Raw genomic sequence first — 14,631 nt, 5'->3', positions numbered from 1 at the left:
GAGGAGGACGTGATGGATGCCGAGCGGATCGCTGAAGGGCAGCGTCGGTGGCAGCAGCGGTACGACGCGTCGCGCCGCCGTGAGGCCGATTTCACCACCCTGTCGGGCACCGAGGTAGAGCCCGTCTACGGCCCGCCGGAAGGCTACGACGACCCCCGGATGGAGCGGATCGGCTGGCCGGGCGAGTTCCCGTTCACCCGCGGTCTGTACGCCACCGGGTACCGCGGCCGCACCTGGACGATCCGCCAGTTCGCCGGGTTCGGCAACGCCGAGGACACCAACGAGCGGTACAAGATGATCCTCAACTCCGGCGGTGGCGGTCTGTCGGTCGCCTTCGACATGCCGACGTTGATGGGCCGCGACTCCGACGACCCCAAGTCGCTCGGCGAGGTCGGTCACTGCGGGGTCGCGATCGACAGTGCGATCGACATGGACCGGCTGTTCAAGGACATCCCGCTGCAGGACGTCACCACCTCGATGACGATCTCCGGACCCGCCGTACCGGCCTTCGTGATGTACCTGGTCGCGGCCGAGCGGCAGGGCGCCGACATCAGCAAGCTCAACGGCACCCTGCAGACCGACATCTTCAAGGAGTACATCGCGCAGAAGGAGTGGCTCTTCCCGCCGGAGCCGCACCTGCGCCTGATCGGCGACCTGATGGAGTACTGCGCGGCCAACATCCCGGCGTACAAGCCGTTGTCGGTCTCCGGCTACCACATCCGCGAGGCAGGCTCGACGGCCGCACAGGAGCTGGCCTACACGCTGGCGGACGGTTTCGGGTACGTCGAACTCGGGCTCAGCCGTGGTCTCGACATCGACACCTTCGCGCCCGGCCTGTCGTTCTTCTTCGACAGCCACCTGGACTTCTTCGAGGAGATCGCCAAGTTCCGGGCCGGCCGGCGGATCTGGGCCCGTTGGCTGCGTGACGTGTACGGCGCGAAGACCGACAAGGCGCAGTGGCTGCGGTTCCACACCCAGACCGCGGGCGTTTCGCTGACCGCCCAGCAGCCGCATCTCAACGTCGTCCGTACTGCGGTCGAGGCGCTGGCCGCGATCCTCGGCGGCACCAACTCGCTGCACACCAACGCGCTGGACGAGACGCTGGCCCTGCCGACCGAGGAGTCGGCCGAGATCGCGCTGCGGACCCAGTCGGTGCTGATGGAGGAGATCGGCGTCACCAACGTCGCGGACCCGCTCGGTGGTTCCTGGTACGTCGAGGCGCTGACCGACAAGCTCGAAGCCGAGGCGGAGGAGATCTTTGCCCGGATCAAGGAGATGAGCCCGGACGGCACGATGACCGGTGGCATCCTGCGCGGGATCGAGGACGGCTGGTTCATGGCCGAGATCGCCGACGCGGCCTTCGAGTACCAGCAGAAGCTGGAGAAGGGCGAGAAGAAGATCGTCGGCGTCAACACCCAGACCGACACCGTCGCGGGCCAGTTGAAGATCCTCCGGGTCAGCCACGAAGTCGAGATCGAGCAGTGCCGCGTGCTCGCGGCTCGCAAGTCCGGGCGCGACGAGGACCTGGTGCGTCGTACGCTAGCGGCGCTGGTCGAGGCATCCAGAGGGACCGGCAACTTGATCGAGCCCATGCTGGAGGCGGCGCGTGCGGAGGCCACGATGGGGGAGATCTGTCACGTTCTTCGGGTCGAATGGGGCGAATACCGAGAGCCCGCCCGCTTCTGAGGAGCAGGCGGAGACAGACGGAGCGGCCGGCCCGGGCGGCGGCGGTGGCAAGTCGCCCCGCCGCTGGGGCGGGGGCGGCAACGGCGGTAAGGGCCCGGAAGGTGGCGGGTCCACGCCGTCCGGCGACGGTCGCGGTGTTGTCGTCTGCGGTTCCGACCGGCCGATGCTCCGGGTGGTCACCGAGCTGGTGAGCTCCGGCGAACACGTCACCGCGATCGTCAATCCCGACTCCCGGCACTTCGAGCGCATCGGTGAGCTCGGCGCCCAGGTGATCGGTGTCCGGGTGCTCAGCGAGGCCGTACTACGCCGCGCTGGAATCGATGCCGCCGCCGACTCGGCCGTGAGCGCGCGGGCCCTGGTCCTGCTCGACGCCGACGACGTCCGCAACGTGCACACCGCGCTGACCGCGCGGGACATGGATCCCAACCTGCGGATCATCATCCAGATGGTCAACCCGCGACTCGGCGGTCAGCTGCACGAACTGCTCGGCGACTGCGTGGTCATCTCAGGCCCGTCGCTGGCCGCTCCGGCCTTCGTGGCCGACGCGCTGGAGGATGACGAGCTGACCTGGGTCGACCTCGGCGGCCGGCGGATGGTGGCCGGCCCCGCCGACCTGATCCGCGAACCGCACCTGACCGTGCTGGCCGACACCACCTCGTCGGCGACCCCCGAACTGCTGCCCACGGAGAGCCACGACCCGACGGGCGACATCGTGCTCGGCACCGGAGTACGGCCGGTCTGGCGGACCAGGGACGTCCGCCGGGCGGGCTGGCTGATGGCCACCCGGGACGTCATCGACCGGCGGGTCCGGACCATCGTCGCAGTGATGGCCGGCCTGGTGGTCGTCGGCACTGCGCTGACGCACTGGATCGCCAACATCGACTGGATCCGCGCGCTCTACCTGGCGGCAGGCGCGGTCACGTCGGCCGGGATCGAGGACGACACCTTCTCCAACGCCTCGCCCGGAGCCAAGATCGCGGCGGTCGTCGTCCAGCTGACCGGCATCGTGCTGATGGCCCTGCTCACGGCCGTGATCGTCGACTCCCTGATCGGCGCACGGCTGTCCCGGGTGATCGGCGGAGTGCGTGGCCGGCCCCGCAACCACGTCATCGTTTGCGGTCTCGGCACGGTCGGTGCGCGAGTGCTCGAGATCCTGAGTGAACGCGGTGTCGCCGTGGTCGGGGTGGAGCACGACGAGGACGCTCCCGGCGTACAGACCGCGCACCGGCTGCGGATCCCGGTGATCATCGGGGACAGCAGCAACGAGGAGACGCTGCGCTCGGCCGGCGTCCAGCGCTGCAAGTCGATGCTCGCGATCACCAACGGCGACATCACGAACCTCGAGACCGCGATGGTCGTGCACGAGCTGAATCCGGACGCCCGGATCACCATGCGGATGTTCGACCACGACCTGGCGCAACGGGTCGAGCGGCAGCTCGGCCTCGGGCACAGCCGGTCGGTGTCGATGCTGGTCGCACCGGCCATCGCCGCCGCGGCCGCGAACCGGCGCAGCCAGACGACTGTCCCGGCCGGTCGCCGCGTCCTGCTGCTGACCGAGGTCACCGTCGAGCCGAACTCGGTTGCCGTCGGCAAACGGCTGGGCGAGCTGGACGAGGCGAACGGCCTGCGGGTCCTGGCCAGGCTGGAAGGCAGCGGGCCCTGGGACTGGTCGCCGGCCTTCGACAAGACCGTCGAGCCAGGCACCCGGATCGCGGTCGCCGGCACCCGCAGCGGGCTTGCCCGGCTGCTCCTGGCCACCCGCGCGCCACACCGTACGGGCGCGTCGGGGAGGATGGACCCATGAACGTACGCAGTGAGCACGGAATGCGAGGACAGTGGTGAGCCAGCCGAACTTCAGCCGACCCGGAGCGATCGACCTGTCGTCCCTGCGCAAGCCGCCAGCGCGGCCCGGCAGCGCACCGGGCGGTCCCGGTGGCGCTGGTGCCGCGCCGGGTGGCCCGGGCGCCTCGGCGGGCGGCGCTTACGTGCTGAACGTGACCGAGCAGACCTTCCAGGCGGACGTGATCGAGCGCTCCCTGCAGGTCCCCGTGGTGGTCGAGTTCTGGTCGCCGCGCTCGGAGGCGTCGACGGCGCTCAGCCCGGTCCTGATCCAGCTCTCCAGCGAGTACGCCGGCAAGTTCCTGCTGACCCGGATCGACATCGACGCGAACCCGCAGCTGGCTCAGGCGGTCGGCGTCCAGACGATCCCGCTGGTGATCGCCGTACTGCGTGGTCAGGTCGTCCCGCTCTTCCAGGGTGCTGTCTCCGACGCCGAGGCCCGCCAGTACGTCGACCAGTTGCTGACGGTCGCGGTGGCGAACGGCATCACCGGCCGCACCGACCCGGTCGGCCCGGTCGGCGATGCCCCGGCCGCTGCCGAGCCGGAGCCGGACCCGCGGTACGAGGCCGCCGAAAACGCGGTGGCCGCGGGCGACCTGGACGGTGCGATCACGGCGTACGAGGCGCTGCTGCGGGAGACGCCGAACGACGCGGAGGCCAAGGCCGGGCTGTCCCGGGTGCAGCTGGTGAAGCGGACGCGCGACGTCCCGGCCGAGGTGCGCACGCGGGCCGCGGACAACCCCGAGGACATCGAGGCGCAGATGCTGGTCGCCGACGTGGACCTGATGGGCGGTCACGTCGACGACGCGTTCGCGCGCCTGATCAAGACGATCCAGCTCACCGCCGGCGACGAACGTGACAAGGTCCGTCTCCACCTGCTGGAGCTTTTCGAGGTAGTGGGCACCGACGACGAGCGCGTGGTGAAGGCTCGTCGTCGCCTGATGGCTGCCCTGTTCTAACCGCCCGGCCCCGGCCCCATCAGCTCTTGAGGATGGGGTCGGTGGTCAGGGATTCTGAGCAGCGGGCGAGTAGGGCGCGGAGGGTGTCGAGCTCTTCGGTCGTGAAAGCCGCTGCCAGCCGGCGTTCGACCTCTGTGGCCCGCTTGTCGGCCTCTTCGAGCGCCTTGCGCCCGGCCGGCGTCGGGCGGGTCTCGATGACATGGCGGTGCAATGGGTGAGGAGTCCGCTCGACCAGTTCGGCCGACTCCAGGTTGCGCAGGATCGTGGTCATCGTCTGCGGAGTGACCAGACAGCGGCGCGCCAGCTCGGCCGCTGAGATCCCCGGCTGTTCGTCCAGCACGAACAGCGCGGCGTACTGCGGAACGGTCAGCCCGGCCGGTTTCACGGCGGCCGCCTTCGCGGTGGTCAGGTCGAGCTCGACCCGTTTGAGGTGACTACCGAGCCGCTCGTCGAATGACATCCGCATGACCCCATGGTACGAACCGGTGGATGGCTATGTGCATTGACAAGCATCAGAGGTCTGATTAATGTCCATGCTCGTATCCAATCGAGGGAGGACCATGATGTTCCGACGCATCGCGACGACGGTGGTCGTGCTGGCGAGCGCGTTCGTAGTACCGGCTGTCGCTTCGCCGGTGAATGAGGCGGGCGACCGTCGGCCGGCTCCGGTGAGTGAGGCCGGTGGCCGGTGGCCGGCGACGGTGAGTGGAGTGACAGCGGATCGGTATCCGGAGGGTGTGACCTGGGATCCGACCCGGCAGGCGTTTCTCGTTGGTTCGATGGCGACCGGCCGGATCAACGTGGTGGACAAGGCCGGCCGGGTGCGGGTGCTGGTCCAGCAGGCGCCCGGGGTTTCGACCTTCGGGTTGCATGTCGATGCCGTGCGCAACAGATTCCTCGTCACCTACGCGGATATCGGCAACGGCGAGGGCTCGACGCCGGCGACGACGTACCGGCAGTCCGGCGTTGCCATCTACAACCTCAGGACCGGCCGGCTGCAGCACCGGGTCGATCTCAACACCCCGCACCTGAATCCGGCCGGTGGCAAGCACGGTGCCAATGACCTGGCGATCGACCGGGCCGGCAACGCCTACGTGACCGATCCCGCGGCGGACGCGATCTACCGGATCACCCCGACCGGCAAGGCTTCGGTGCTGGTCCGCGATCCGAGGCTGCAGGGCACGTCGATCGGGATGAACGGGATCGTCTGGGATCCGGCGGGGTATCTGCTCGCTGTGCAGTACGACTCGGGCCGGCTGTTCCGCATCACGCTGCGAGGGCAGATCAGTCAGGTGAAGCTGGCGCAGCCGCTGGTCGGTGGCGACGGACTTGCTCTGACGCGTGATCGGCGGCTGGTCGTCGTGACCAACGCTCTGGGTGCTCCGGGCGCCGACAGGGTGAGCGTGCTCCGGAGCAGCGATGACTACCGCTCTGCTCAGGTGGTCAGCGCGAAGCCGTTGCCGATCGCAGGGCCGACCACGGTCGCGTTGTCGCCGCACGGTGCCTACGTGCTCAGCGGGCGGATCGACGTACTGCTCGGTGGTGGGCAATCGGATCAGTTCGACCTTCAGCGCGTGTGAACTATTGACATTGTGCGTTGGACGTTCTGAGAATCATTCACGTAAGTGTTCTCGAGTCGCCGCCGCCAAGCCTTGAAGCGCGGATCCACGGCCTGCTGCCGGACCTGAGTCCGGCGCAGGTCCGGGTCGCGCACGAGGTACTGCGCGATCCCGCGGCCGTGGCGTCGTCCACGATCGGTGAGCTGGCCGCCCGGTGCGGTACGTCGCTGCCGAGCGTGACCCGGTTCTGCCTGGCTCTCGGCCTCAGCGGGTACGCCGAACTGCGGCTGACCCTGGCGGCCGAGAGCGGCCGGACCAGTACGAGCTGGGAGCGGGGAGCCGGCGCCGAGGTCGGGCCGGACGACAGCCTCAGCGAGGTACTGCGCACGTTGCTCAGAGCCGACGCGAGAGCACTCGAGGACACCGTCGCGGAACTCGACGTCGCGGCGCTCGGCGAAGCAGTTCGTGCGATCTCCGACGCCCGCCGGATCGACCTGTACGCCGTCAGCGGGTCCGCCTGCGTCGCGGAGGATCTCCGCCTGCGGCTGCACCGGATCGGGCGAGGCGCCAACTGCTGGAGCGATGTCCACAACGCGCTCACCAGTGCGGCACTGCTCGGCGTGGGAGATGTTGCCGTCGGCATCTCACACAGCGGCGAGACGATCGAAGTACTGGAACCCCTCCAGCGGGCCGGCCGGCAAGGCGCCCGAACCATTGCCATCACCAACTATCCGCGGTCGCCGCTGGCCCGTGCTGCCGACGTCGTCCTGCTCACCGCCGCCCGCGACGTCACCTTCCGCACCGGCGGACTCTCCGGCCGGCACGCCCAGATGCTCGTCCTCGACGCCCTCTACATCGGCGTCGCCCAGCGCGACTACACCCTCTCGGAACAGGCCTTCGACGCGACCGCAGAGGCCGTCTCCAGCCACCGCACCAGACGCACCCCTGGCTAGCTAAGCAATCCTCATCCGCCACAGAGGAGTACAAATGCAAAGCCCCCACCAGATCCTCGGACCCAGCCGTCGTTCACTGCTGCTCGGCGCCGGCGCCACCGCGGCCGCTCTGGCAACAGGCGTCACTCCAGCCTCGGCCTCAGCCTCCGCGGTGCCTTCCAGTACTGCGATTCCGTCGCCCGACAGCCTGTCGTTGACGGGTGGGCCGGAGTTCCCGGTCGGGCTGTTCTGGCCGCCGCATCCCTACGCGAGCACTCCGGCGCGGTTCGCCGAGATCGCCGAGGCCGGCTTCGACTTCGTCATCTCCGGGAACTACGCGGGCGACGGCAACATCTTCCAGCACCAGCTCAGGCTCGCCCGCGATGCCGGGTTGAAGATGCTGATCTCCGACGACATCCAGATCCGCAACATGTCCCGCTGGTTCTCCATCTCGGACAACCCCGCCGACTTCCTCAGCATCACGCCGGCCGAGGCGCGCGAGTTCTACACCCGCGCCCGCAACGCCTATGGCCCCTACTCGTCGCTGGCCGGCTTCAACTTCTACGACGAGCCGGGGGCCGGCTGGTTCGGCACGTTGGCCAAGGCGCTGGCCGTCTCCCGCGAGCTGGCACCCCAGTTGTTGCCGTACGTCAACCTGTTCCCGTCCAACGATCCGGCGTACTACCGCGACTTCGTCGACATCGTGAAGCCGTCGCTCGTCTCGTTCGACCGCTACCCGTTGCTCTCCGAGGGGCGCGAGGACCCGAACTACTTCCACAACTGGGCGATCGTGCGCGACGCGGCGCTGCGCGGCGACGTACCGGCGTGGGTTTTCATCCAGACGCTTGCCTATGACAATCATCGCGAGCCGACTGCGGCCGAGCTGCTCTGGCAGGTCAACGTCAGCCTCGCGTATGGCGCCAAGGGCATCCAGTACTTCACCTACTGGACGCCGGAGGCCGCTCGCGGAGAAGGGTTCGGTCCGGCATTGATCACTGTCGACGGCCAGCGGACGAGCCGGTACTACGCGTCACAGAAGATCAACACCACCTGGCTGCACCAGGTCGGGCGTGAGCTGAAGCCGCTGATCTCGGAATCCGTCGTGCACGCCAACGAGAACCCGTTGCCCAACGGGACGGTGGGTTTCGCGCCGACCGATCTCGTCACGGCGATCAACGGTCAACCTGTTGTCGTCGGCACCTTCCGCAGTCGCGACGCAGCGATCAAGGATCGCTGGCTGTTGGTCGCGAACCGTTCGCACAGTGCTGCGGCACGAGCGACCGTTGTGGTCGATCCGGCGAAGGTCTACGGGGTGGACGTCTTCCAGCCGATCTCGAAGTCGTACGGCGGGGCGCGCGGCAGCGGCGTACCGGTGAGTCTTGCGCCGGGTGCCGCCACCTTGCTCCGACTGAAGGTCAGGTGACCGCGGGGCCGGTGTAGTTGCCGAGGGCGCGGAACCTGAGTCCTGGTTCGGCGTACTCCTCCAGCGCGTGGCCGGTCCAGCCGACGATGCGGGCGAGCGCGAACAGTGCCTCGCCCGCATCGGGGTGCAAGTCGTAGGCGTGCATCATCGCGGCCAGCGCGAGATCGCTGTTCGGAAAGCTGTTCACCTTCGCGGTGATGTCGTGGACCCGATCCATCACCGGCTCGCCTTCCAGCAATCCGAACAGCACTTCCGCCCGGGGATCGCTGTGCTGGTAGATGCGATGGCCGAAACCGGGGAGCGACTGGCCTGATCGGAGTTCGTCGGACAGTGCCTTGACCGGGTCGTCCAGAGCGCGATCCAGGAATTGGTATGCCAGTGTCGTCGCGGCGCCGTGGTAGTGCCCGTCGAGGGCGCCGAGGCCCGCCGACACCACGGAGTACAGGTTGGCTCGGGCGCTGGCGGCGACGCGTGCGGCGATGGTCGATGCCGCCAGCCCGTGATCGGCCAGCAGGATGAGCGCGGCCTCGAGAGTGCGGGCTTGGGCGGGACGTGCTGACAGCTTCGGCCAGAGTTTGGTCGCGAAGCCGCCGCCGACGGGTGCGTCGCGGATGCCGCCGTCGGCGGGTGCCCCGCCGATACCTCCGTCGTTGGTTGCCCCGGGCAAGGCTTCGGCCAGGGCTGCGAGTAATTGCCGGGAGGCGGCGGTGATCGAGGCCGGGGTGAGGTCGAACCTGAGCGGGTCCGCGGCGCCCAGGACCGCGACCGCGATCCGCAACAGGTCGACCATCCGTGCTCCGGGCGGCGCGACCGCCATCGCCGACCGGGCCAGCTGCACGAGCTCGGGTGGTGCCGCGAAGGGCTCGCTCGGTGCGAGGTCGCCGGTCCACAGGAGTTCGGCGACCGACTCGAAGGTCTGCGTGGTGGCGAGCTCCCGGACCGGGTGACCGCGGTAGTACAACTCGTCGCCCTGCAGCAGCGAGAGCTCCGTCTCGATCCGCTCGACCACGCCGGGATGCTCGACGCTGCGGCTCGCGAGTCGCTCGACCTCGGCGGCGGCGAACAGGCTGCCTCGGCTGCCCCGGGCGCGGACGCTGGTGAGTTGGCCGCGACTGACGTAGGCGTAGATCGTCGCCGGCTTCACGTTGAGCCGGCGGGCGACCTCGGCCGTGGTCAGGTAATTCTCGTCACCCTGCTGCGCCATCCTGCGCTCCCGGAACTGGCTATGTTGACTGGATCAACATTGACAATACTTGATTGCGGATCAACTCTGAATCCCATGACCATCACAGTCGAAGGACCGATCGATGTTCCCCCTGGGCTGCGCAACGTCGTCGTGACCGAGACCCGGCTCGGCGACGTCCGTGGTGACGAGGGGTTCTACCACTACCGGCAGTACTCCGCGATTGACCTGTCCCGGTCGAAGACGGTCGAGGACGTCTGGTTCCTGCTCTACGAAGGACATCTACCGACCGCAGCCGAACGCGCGACCTTCAGCGCCGAACTCGCTCCGCTGCGCGTGCTGCCGCCCGAAGTACAGGCTGCTCTACCTGCGATCGCCGCTGCGGGCTCATCCTTCAACCCACTCGCAGGCCTCCGTACTGCGCTGTCCCTGCTCGCCGCAGCCCGCGAGCTCCCACCCCTGTGGGATGCGGACCCGGTACGCCGTAAGGCGGACGCGATGCTCGTCTGCGCGGTCACGCCGACGATCCTGGCGGCGCTCCACCGCCTGCGCGAAGGACGCGAGCCGCTCGAGCCGCGGGCTGACCTGTCGACTGCCGCCAACTGGCTCTACCTGGTGACGGGTGAGGAGCCGGAGCCGGCCAAGGAGCGCGCGATCGAGCACTACCTGATCTCGACGATCGACCACGGCTTCAACGCGTCCACCTTCACCGCCCGGGTGATCGCCTCGACCGGCGCCGACGTGGTGTCGGCCGTCGCCGGAGCCATCGGCGCCTTCTCCGGCCCGCTGCACGGCGGCGCCCCCGACCGCGCGCTCGCCAGCCTCGACGAGATCGGTACGCCGGACCGCATCGACGCCTGGGTCCGCGCCAAGGTCTCGGCCGGTGACCGGATCATGGGTTTCGGCCACGCGGTGTACCGCACGGAGGATCCGCGGTCGGTGATGCTGCGCGACATCGCCCGGGAACTCGGCGGCGACCTGGTCGACTTCGCCACGACGGTCGAGCAGCGCATCGTCGACGTACTGGCCGAGCTCAAGCCGGGCCGCAACCTCTACGCCAACGTCGAGTTCTACGCCGGCGTGGTGATGTCCCTGTGCGACCTGCCCCGAGCCATGTTCACCCCGACCTTCGCCACCAGCCGGGTCATCGGCTGGACCGCCAACATCCTCGAACAGTCCACCGACCCCAAGATCATCCGCCCCGCCGCCCGCTACGTCGGCCCGCCTCCGCCCGCTCCCGTCCCCACCGAGGGCTAGCCGAGCAGCTGGGCCAGGCGGTCGGCCAGGTCCGGGGGAGCGGTGTGGTTGAGGCCGGGGATGCGGACTATGTCGAAGCCCAAGCTGGTCAGCTGGTCGGCGGCTCGGTCGACGCCGGCCAGCGCGTTGTCCTCGGTACCGACGAAGATTGTTGCCGGGGACAATGGGTTGGCGGCTGTCGCCGGGAGTTCTCGGAGGGACGGGCCGAGGAGGATGACACCGTCGACCGGCACCGGGCCGGCGGTGAGTGCCCACTCGAGGGCGGCGCGTCCGCCGTTGGAGAAGCCGGCCGCGATCACCGGCAGCCCACGGAGTTCTTCCGGCAGGTCGGCCAGCGCAGCGGCGATGTCCCGGACCGTGAGGTCGCGATCGAACCAGGTACGGAACTTCGTCGAGATCAGCTGCGACGAGTCGATCGCCACCAGCGCATACCCGAGCCCAACGACGGACGCCCAGTCCTGCGCGGCCCTGGCCGCATGCTGCCCCGCGCCGTGCAGAGCGACGACGACACCGGCCACCGCCGCATCGCCGTCCGGCAACTGCACCGTCCAGGAAGCGACGCCGTTCGCTGTGCGCTCGCGCGAGACCTTCACCAACTCCGCGAGCTCGGGACGATCTCGCAGTACGGCGAGGTCGTCGTCCTCCACCAGCAGCGACTCGTGCCACCAGGCGCCGGCCGCGCTGGCTCGCTGCAGGACCTTCAACGCCGCATCCGCATCACCTAGCGACCCATGCATGCACGCCTCGAAGTGCGCGAGCTCAGCACTCCAGGGCGCGAGGTCGGCGTCTACCTCCTCCAGCAGCTCAAGTACCTCCCGCTGCCGGCCTTCGCGGTACAGCTTCAACATGCGATTCTGCAATCGGTCGTACCGAACCTCAGGACTCTCCATCGCCCCATCGTGAAGCCGCCAGGGGGTCTCGTCGACCGGTTTCGGTCAGACGTGAACTGGTTCGGCTGGCAGGCTGGGGGCATGGATGAGCGGCTGGAGGGTGGATTCGACGGCGGTGCCTCACTGGTCGACCGCGTAGTACGGCGTACTGCGGGGGCGTGGACCCCGGCGGTCCATGCGCTGCTGGCTCATCTGGAGGCGGCCGGATTCGCGGGTGCTCCCCGTGCGTTGGGAGTGGACGCCGACGGGCGGGAGATGGTCAGCTTCCTGGCCGGGGAGACAGTGGGGAACGAGCGCCCGTGGCCGGTGTGGACGCACAGTTCGTCGGCTTTGGTGGACGTCGCACGGTGGCTGCGGAGCTACCACGCGGCTGTCGCGGACTTCGTTCCGCCTGAAGGCGCGTGCTGGCGCGAGGGCGAGGTGTGGCAGCCGGGCATGATCGTGGCCCACAACGACGCTGCGCCGTACAACGCCGTGTGGAACGACACCGGCCTGGTCGGTTTCGTCGACTGGGACATGGCCGGGCCTGTGCGCCCGGAGTTGGATGTCGCGTGGGTCGCCTTCTCCTGGACTCCGCTGCATGCCGCCCACGTCGTAGCGGCTGAAGGCTTCACCGACCTTGGCTCGCGGTTGCCCCGGCTTGAGCTGTTCCTGCGCGAGTACGGCTGGGAGGGCACCACCGACGACATGCTCGGCCTCATCGGCGAACGGCTGACCTTGCAGCTCGCCGTGATGACCGCGGCCGCCGCCAGCGATCCCGCCTACCAGCGGATGCTGGCTGCTGGCCGGGATCAGGATCTGCGAGTAGCTCTCAGCCAGCTAGACGCGCTTCGGCGGATCTGAACTGCATGGTGCCGTCGGCGACTCGGCCGTAGCGGAGGGCCACGATGTCTCGGGGGTAGTTCTGGCGGAGACGCCAGGGGCCGTTCGAGCCCTGCCGGGGGAGGCGGCCTGCCGCGCGGCGGATGTAGCCGGAGGACAGGTCGACCACAGGACGCGGCGGAGCGTCGTACTCGGCTGGGTCGATCTCCGGTACGCAGATGGTGGTGCCGGTCGCGTCCAGGTGTTTGAGGAGCCGGCAGACGTACTGCGAGGTCAGGTCGGAGCGGAGGGTCCAGGAGTTGTTGGTGTAGCCGATGCACCAGGCGAGGTTGGGTACGCCGCTCAGCATCATGCCTTTGTAGACAAAGGTCTCGTGCGGGTGCACGTGGCGGCCGTCGACGGTGAGGTCGATCTTGCCCAGGGCGACCATCTGCAGGCCGGTGGCAGTCACCACGAGGTCCGCGGGCAGCTCCTCACCGGTGCGCAGCCGGATGCCGTCGCTGGTGAAGGTGTCGATCTCACCCGTCACCACTGAGGCACTACCGTCCCGCAACGCCTGGAAGAGGTCTGCGTCAGGCACCAGACACAGGCGCTGGTCCCACGGCTTGTACTGCGGCGTGAAGTGCGGGTCGATGGGGACAGACTCGGGGAGGAGCTTGGCGACCCGGCTGTTGAGTAGCCAGGCCGCGTGCGCCGGCCAGCGACGGAAGGCGGCGTACACGGCACTGCTGAATGCCACGTTCTTGCCGCGGATCACGTGGTGAGCCAGTCTCTCCGGCAGGACTGCCCGGAGCTTGTCCGAGAAGGCGTCGGAGGCGGGGCGGGAGGCGACGTAGCTGGGGGAGCGCTGCAGCATGGTGACGTGGGCAGCGGCGGGTGCCATCGCCGGTACCAGCGTGACGGCGGTTGCACCGCTGCCGATGACTACGACGCGCTTGCCGGTGTAGTCGAGGTCCTGGGGCCAGTGCTGCGGGTGCACGACCTGCCCTTGGAAGTCGTTGATGCCGGGGAAGTCGACGACGTACCCGCTGTCGTAGTCGTAGTAGCCGCTGCAGACGTAGAGGAACGAGCAGGTGTACGAGTCGCCGCTTGTCTCTACTGTCCACAGCGCGTCCTCGGACGACCACGACGCCCGGAGCACCCGCTGCCCGAACCGGATGTGCTTGTCGATCCCGTACGTCTGTGCCGTCTCGTGCAGGTACTCCAGGATCGACGGGCCGTCCGCGATCGCCTTCGCCGCCTTCCACGGGTGGAAGGGGAAGCCGAGCGTGAACATGTCGCTGTCCGAGCGGACGCCCGGGTAGCGGAAGAGGTCCCAGGTGCCGCCGAGATCGTCACGGGCCTCGAGGATCGCGTACGAGTGGCTCGGCGCCTGGGTCTGGAGGCGGTAGGCGGCGCCGATTCCGGACAGGCCGGCGCCGACGATCAGCACGTCCAGGTGCACCACGGGTTCCTCCTGGGGTCCTGTTGAGTACATGGTCAACGGTAGGCGAAGAAATCATCCTGGGTGTGTTGTCGATTCCGCCGGGAGTCGTTCGTCAGCAAGATGTCCAAGGAAACCCCCGAGACGAGGGAGCCAGTCATGGCGCAGTACATGTTCCTGCTGTACGACAGCGAAGAGTTCTACGACAACGTCACCCCCGAGGCCTGGCAGGAAGCGATGAAGCTGCACGGCGCCTTCGCGGAGGCGGTCGAGGCAGCCGGCGCCCAGATCCTCGGCGGCGCGGCCCTGGAGCGGTCGACCACGGCAAGCACGGTGAAGCAGGGCAACGGCGACCCGATCGTCACCGACGGCCCCTTCATCGAAACCAAGGAAGCCCTAGGCGGCTACTACCTCCTCGACTGCAAAGACCTAGACCAGGCCCTCACGTTGGCCAAACTCTGCCCCTCCGCCAACGTAGAAGTCCGCCCCGTCATGGACACCTCCCCCGACTCAACCCCACCCACCCCCTAACCCCACCCACACCCCTCCGGGCGCGCCACCCCGCCCGCCTTCCCCGCCGCCGGGCACAGCGACCACCCAGGTGCGCCACCCCGGCGCCGCGCCCACCCCGGTGCGGGCGCGCCTCCCCCCCACCCAC

General features: G+C 68.7%; 13 protein-coding genes. 9 read left to right on the top strand and 4 right to left on the bottom strand.

Annotated features, from left to right (window positions below):
• The first annotated feature begins 12 nt into the window (after positions 1-12).
• Genes AB0F51_RS32845 through AB0F51_RS32835 form a run of 3 tightly spaced genes read left to right on the top strand, consistent with a single transcriptional unit; the run spans position 13 to position 4,484 of the window.
• Positions 13-1,686 carry a methylmalonyl-CoA mutase family protein gene (locus AB0F51_RS32845; RefSeq protein WP_360286101.1) on the top strand — a complete coding sequence of 558 codons (1,674 nt, stop codon included), beginning with the start codon at positions 13-15 and terminating at the stop codon, positions 1,684-1,686.
• Positions 1,607-3,490 carry an NAD-binding protein gene (locus tag AB0F51_RS32840; RefSeq protein ID WP_360286100.1) on the top strand — a complete coding sequence of 628 codons (1,884 nt, stop codon included), beginning with the start codon at positions 1,607-1,609 and terminating at the stop codon, positions 3,488-3,490. Before AB0F51_RS32845 ends, AB0F51_RS32840 begins: the two co-directional genes overlap by 80 nt.
• A gap of 34 nt (positions 3,491-3,524) precedes the next feature.
• Positions 3,525-4,484: a tetratricopeptide repeat protein gene (locus AB0F51_RS32835; RefSeq protein WP_360286099.1), complete on the top strand. Its 960-nt coding sequence runs from the start codon at positions 3,525-3,527 to the stop codon at positions 4,482-4,484.
• Positions 4,485-4,503: 19 nt separating this feature from the next.
• Here AB0F51_RS32835 and AB0F51_RS32830 read toward each other — a convergent pair whose 3' ends face one another.
• Positions 4,504-4,950 (bottom strand): MarR family transcriptional regulator, encoded by a 447-nt coding sequence (locus AB0F51_RS32830; protein WP_360286097.1) that lies wholly within the window; start codon positions 4,948-4,950, stop codon positions 4,504-4,506.
• Between the two features lie 94 nt (positions 4,951-5,044).
• Here AB0F51_RS32830 and AB0F51_RS32825 point away from each other — a divergent pair, with 94 nt between their 5' ends.
• From AB0F51_RS32825 to AB0F51_RS32815, 3 genes are read left to right on the top strand one after another with little or no spacing between them, the layout of a single operon-like run.
• Positions 5,045-6,064 carry an SMP-30/gluconolactonase/LRE family protein gene (locus AB0F51_RS32825; RefSeq protein ID WP_360286095.1) on the top strand — a complete coding sequence of 340 codons (1,020 nt, stop codon included), beginning with the start codon at positions 5,045-5,047 and terminating at the stop codon, positions 6,062-6,064.
• A gap of 17 nt (positions 6,065-6,081) precedes the next feature.
• Positions 6,082-6,996 carry a MurR/RpiR family transcriptional regulator gene (locus AB0F51_RS32820; RefSeq protein WP_360286094.1) on the top strand — a complete coding sequence of 305 codons (915 nt, stop codon included), beginning with the start codon at positions 6,082-6,084 and terminating at the stop codon, positions 6,994-6,996.
• 34 nt (positions 6,997-7,030) lie between these two features.
• Positions 7,031-8,398 carry a hypothetical protein gene (locus AB0F51_RS32815; RefSeq protein ID WP_360286092.1) on the top strand — a complete coding sequence of 456 codons (1,368 nt, stop codon included), beginning with the start codon at positions 7,031-7,033 and terminating at the stop codon, positions 8,396-8,398.
• Here AB0F51_RS32815 and AB0F51_RS32810 read toward each other — a convergent pair.
• The gene (locus tag AB0F51_RS32810) at positions 8,391-9,602 is read right to left on the bottom strand and encodes a citrate/2-methylcitrate synthase (protein WP_360286091.1); all 1,212 of its coding nucleotides are present in this window, start codon (positions 9,600-9,602) and stop codon (positions 8,391-8,393) included. The two genes, AB0F51_RS32815 and AB0F51_RS32810, sit on opposite strands and share 8 nt — an antisense overlap.
• A gap of 75 nt (positions 9,603-9,677) precedes the next feature.
• Between AB0F51_RS32810 and AB0F51_RS32805 the strand changes: the two genes are divergently transcribed.
• Positions 9,678-10,838 carry a citrate/2-methylcitrate synthase gene (locus AB0F51_RS32805; RefSeq protein WP_360286089.1) on the top strand — a complete coding sequence of 387 codons (1,161 nt, stop codon included), beginning with the start codon at positions 9,678-9,680 and terminating at the stop codon, positions 10,836-10,838.
• On the opposite strand, the gene AB0F51_RS32800 is transcribed toward AB0F51_RS32805, so the two are convergent.
• A complete protein-coding gene (locus tag AB0F51_RS32800; protein WP_360286087.1) occupies positions 10,835-11,686 on the bottom strand; it encodes an alpha/beta hydrolase in 852 nt (283 codons plus the stop codon). The genes AB0F51_RS32805 and AB0F51_RS32800 overlap by 4 nt on opposite strands.
• 123 nt (positions 11,687-11,809) lie before the next feature.
• Between AB0F51_RS32800 and AB0F51_RS32795 the strand changes: the two genes are divergently transcribed.
• Complete coding sequence (locus AB0F51_RS32795) at positions 11,810-12,571, top strand: phosphotransferase (RefSeq protein WP_360286085.1); 762 nt, start codon at positions 11,810-11,812, stop codon at positions 12,569-12,571.
• Here AB0F51_RS32795 and AB0F51_RS32790 read toward each other — a convergent pair.
• Entirely contained in the window at positions 12,540-13,997 is a 1,458-nt protein-coding gene (locus tag AB0F51_RS32790) for an NAD(P)/FAD-dependent oxidoreductase (RefSeq protein WP_360286084.1), read from the bottom strand. The two genes, AB0F51_RS32795 and AB0F51_RS32790, sit on opposite strands and share 32 nt — an antisense overlap.
• 135 nt (positions 13,998-14,132) lie before the next feature.
• Between AB0F51_RS32790 and AB0F51_RS32785 the strand changes: the two genes are divergently transcribed.
• The gene (locus AB0F51_RS32785) at positions 14,133-14,504 is read left to right on the top strand and encodes a YciI family protein (protein WP_360286083.1); all 372 of its coding nucleotides are present in this window, start codon (positions 14,133-14,135) and stop codon (positions 14,502-14,504) included.
• The last annotated feature ends 127 nt before the right edge of the window (positions 14,505-14,631 follow it).

Origin of the sequence: Kribbella sp. NPDC023855 (genome assembly GCF_040639475.1) — a bacterium.
Taxonomy (GTDB): Bacteria; Actinomycetota; Actinomycetes; order Propionibacteriales; family Kribbellaceae; genus Kribbella.
The sequence above is the reverse complement of the archived record's forward strand: the minus strand, read 5'-3'. Positions and strand labels throughout refer to the sequence as shown.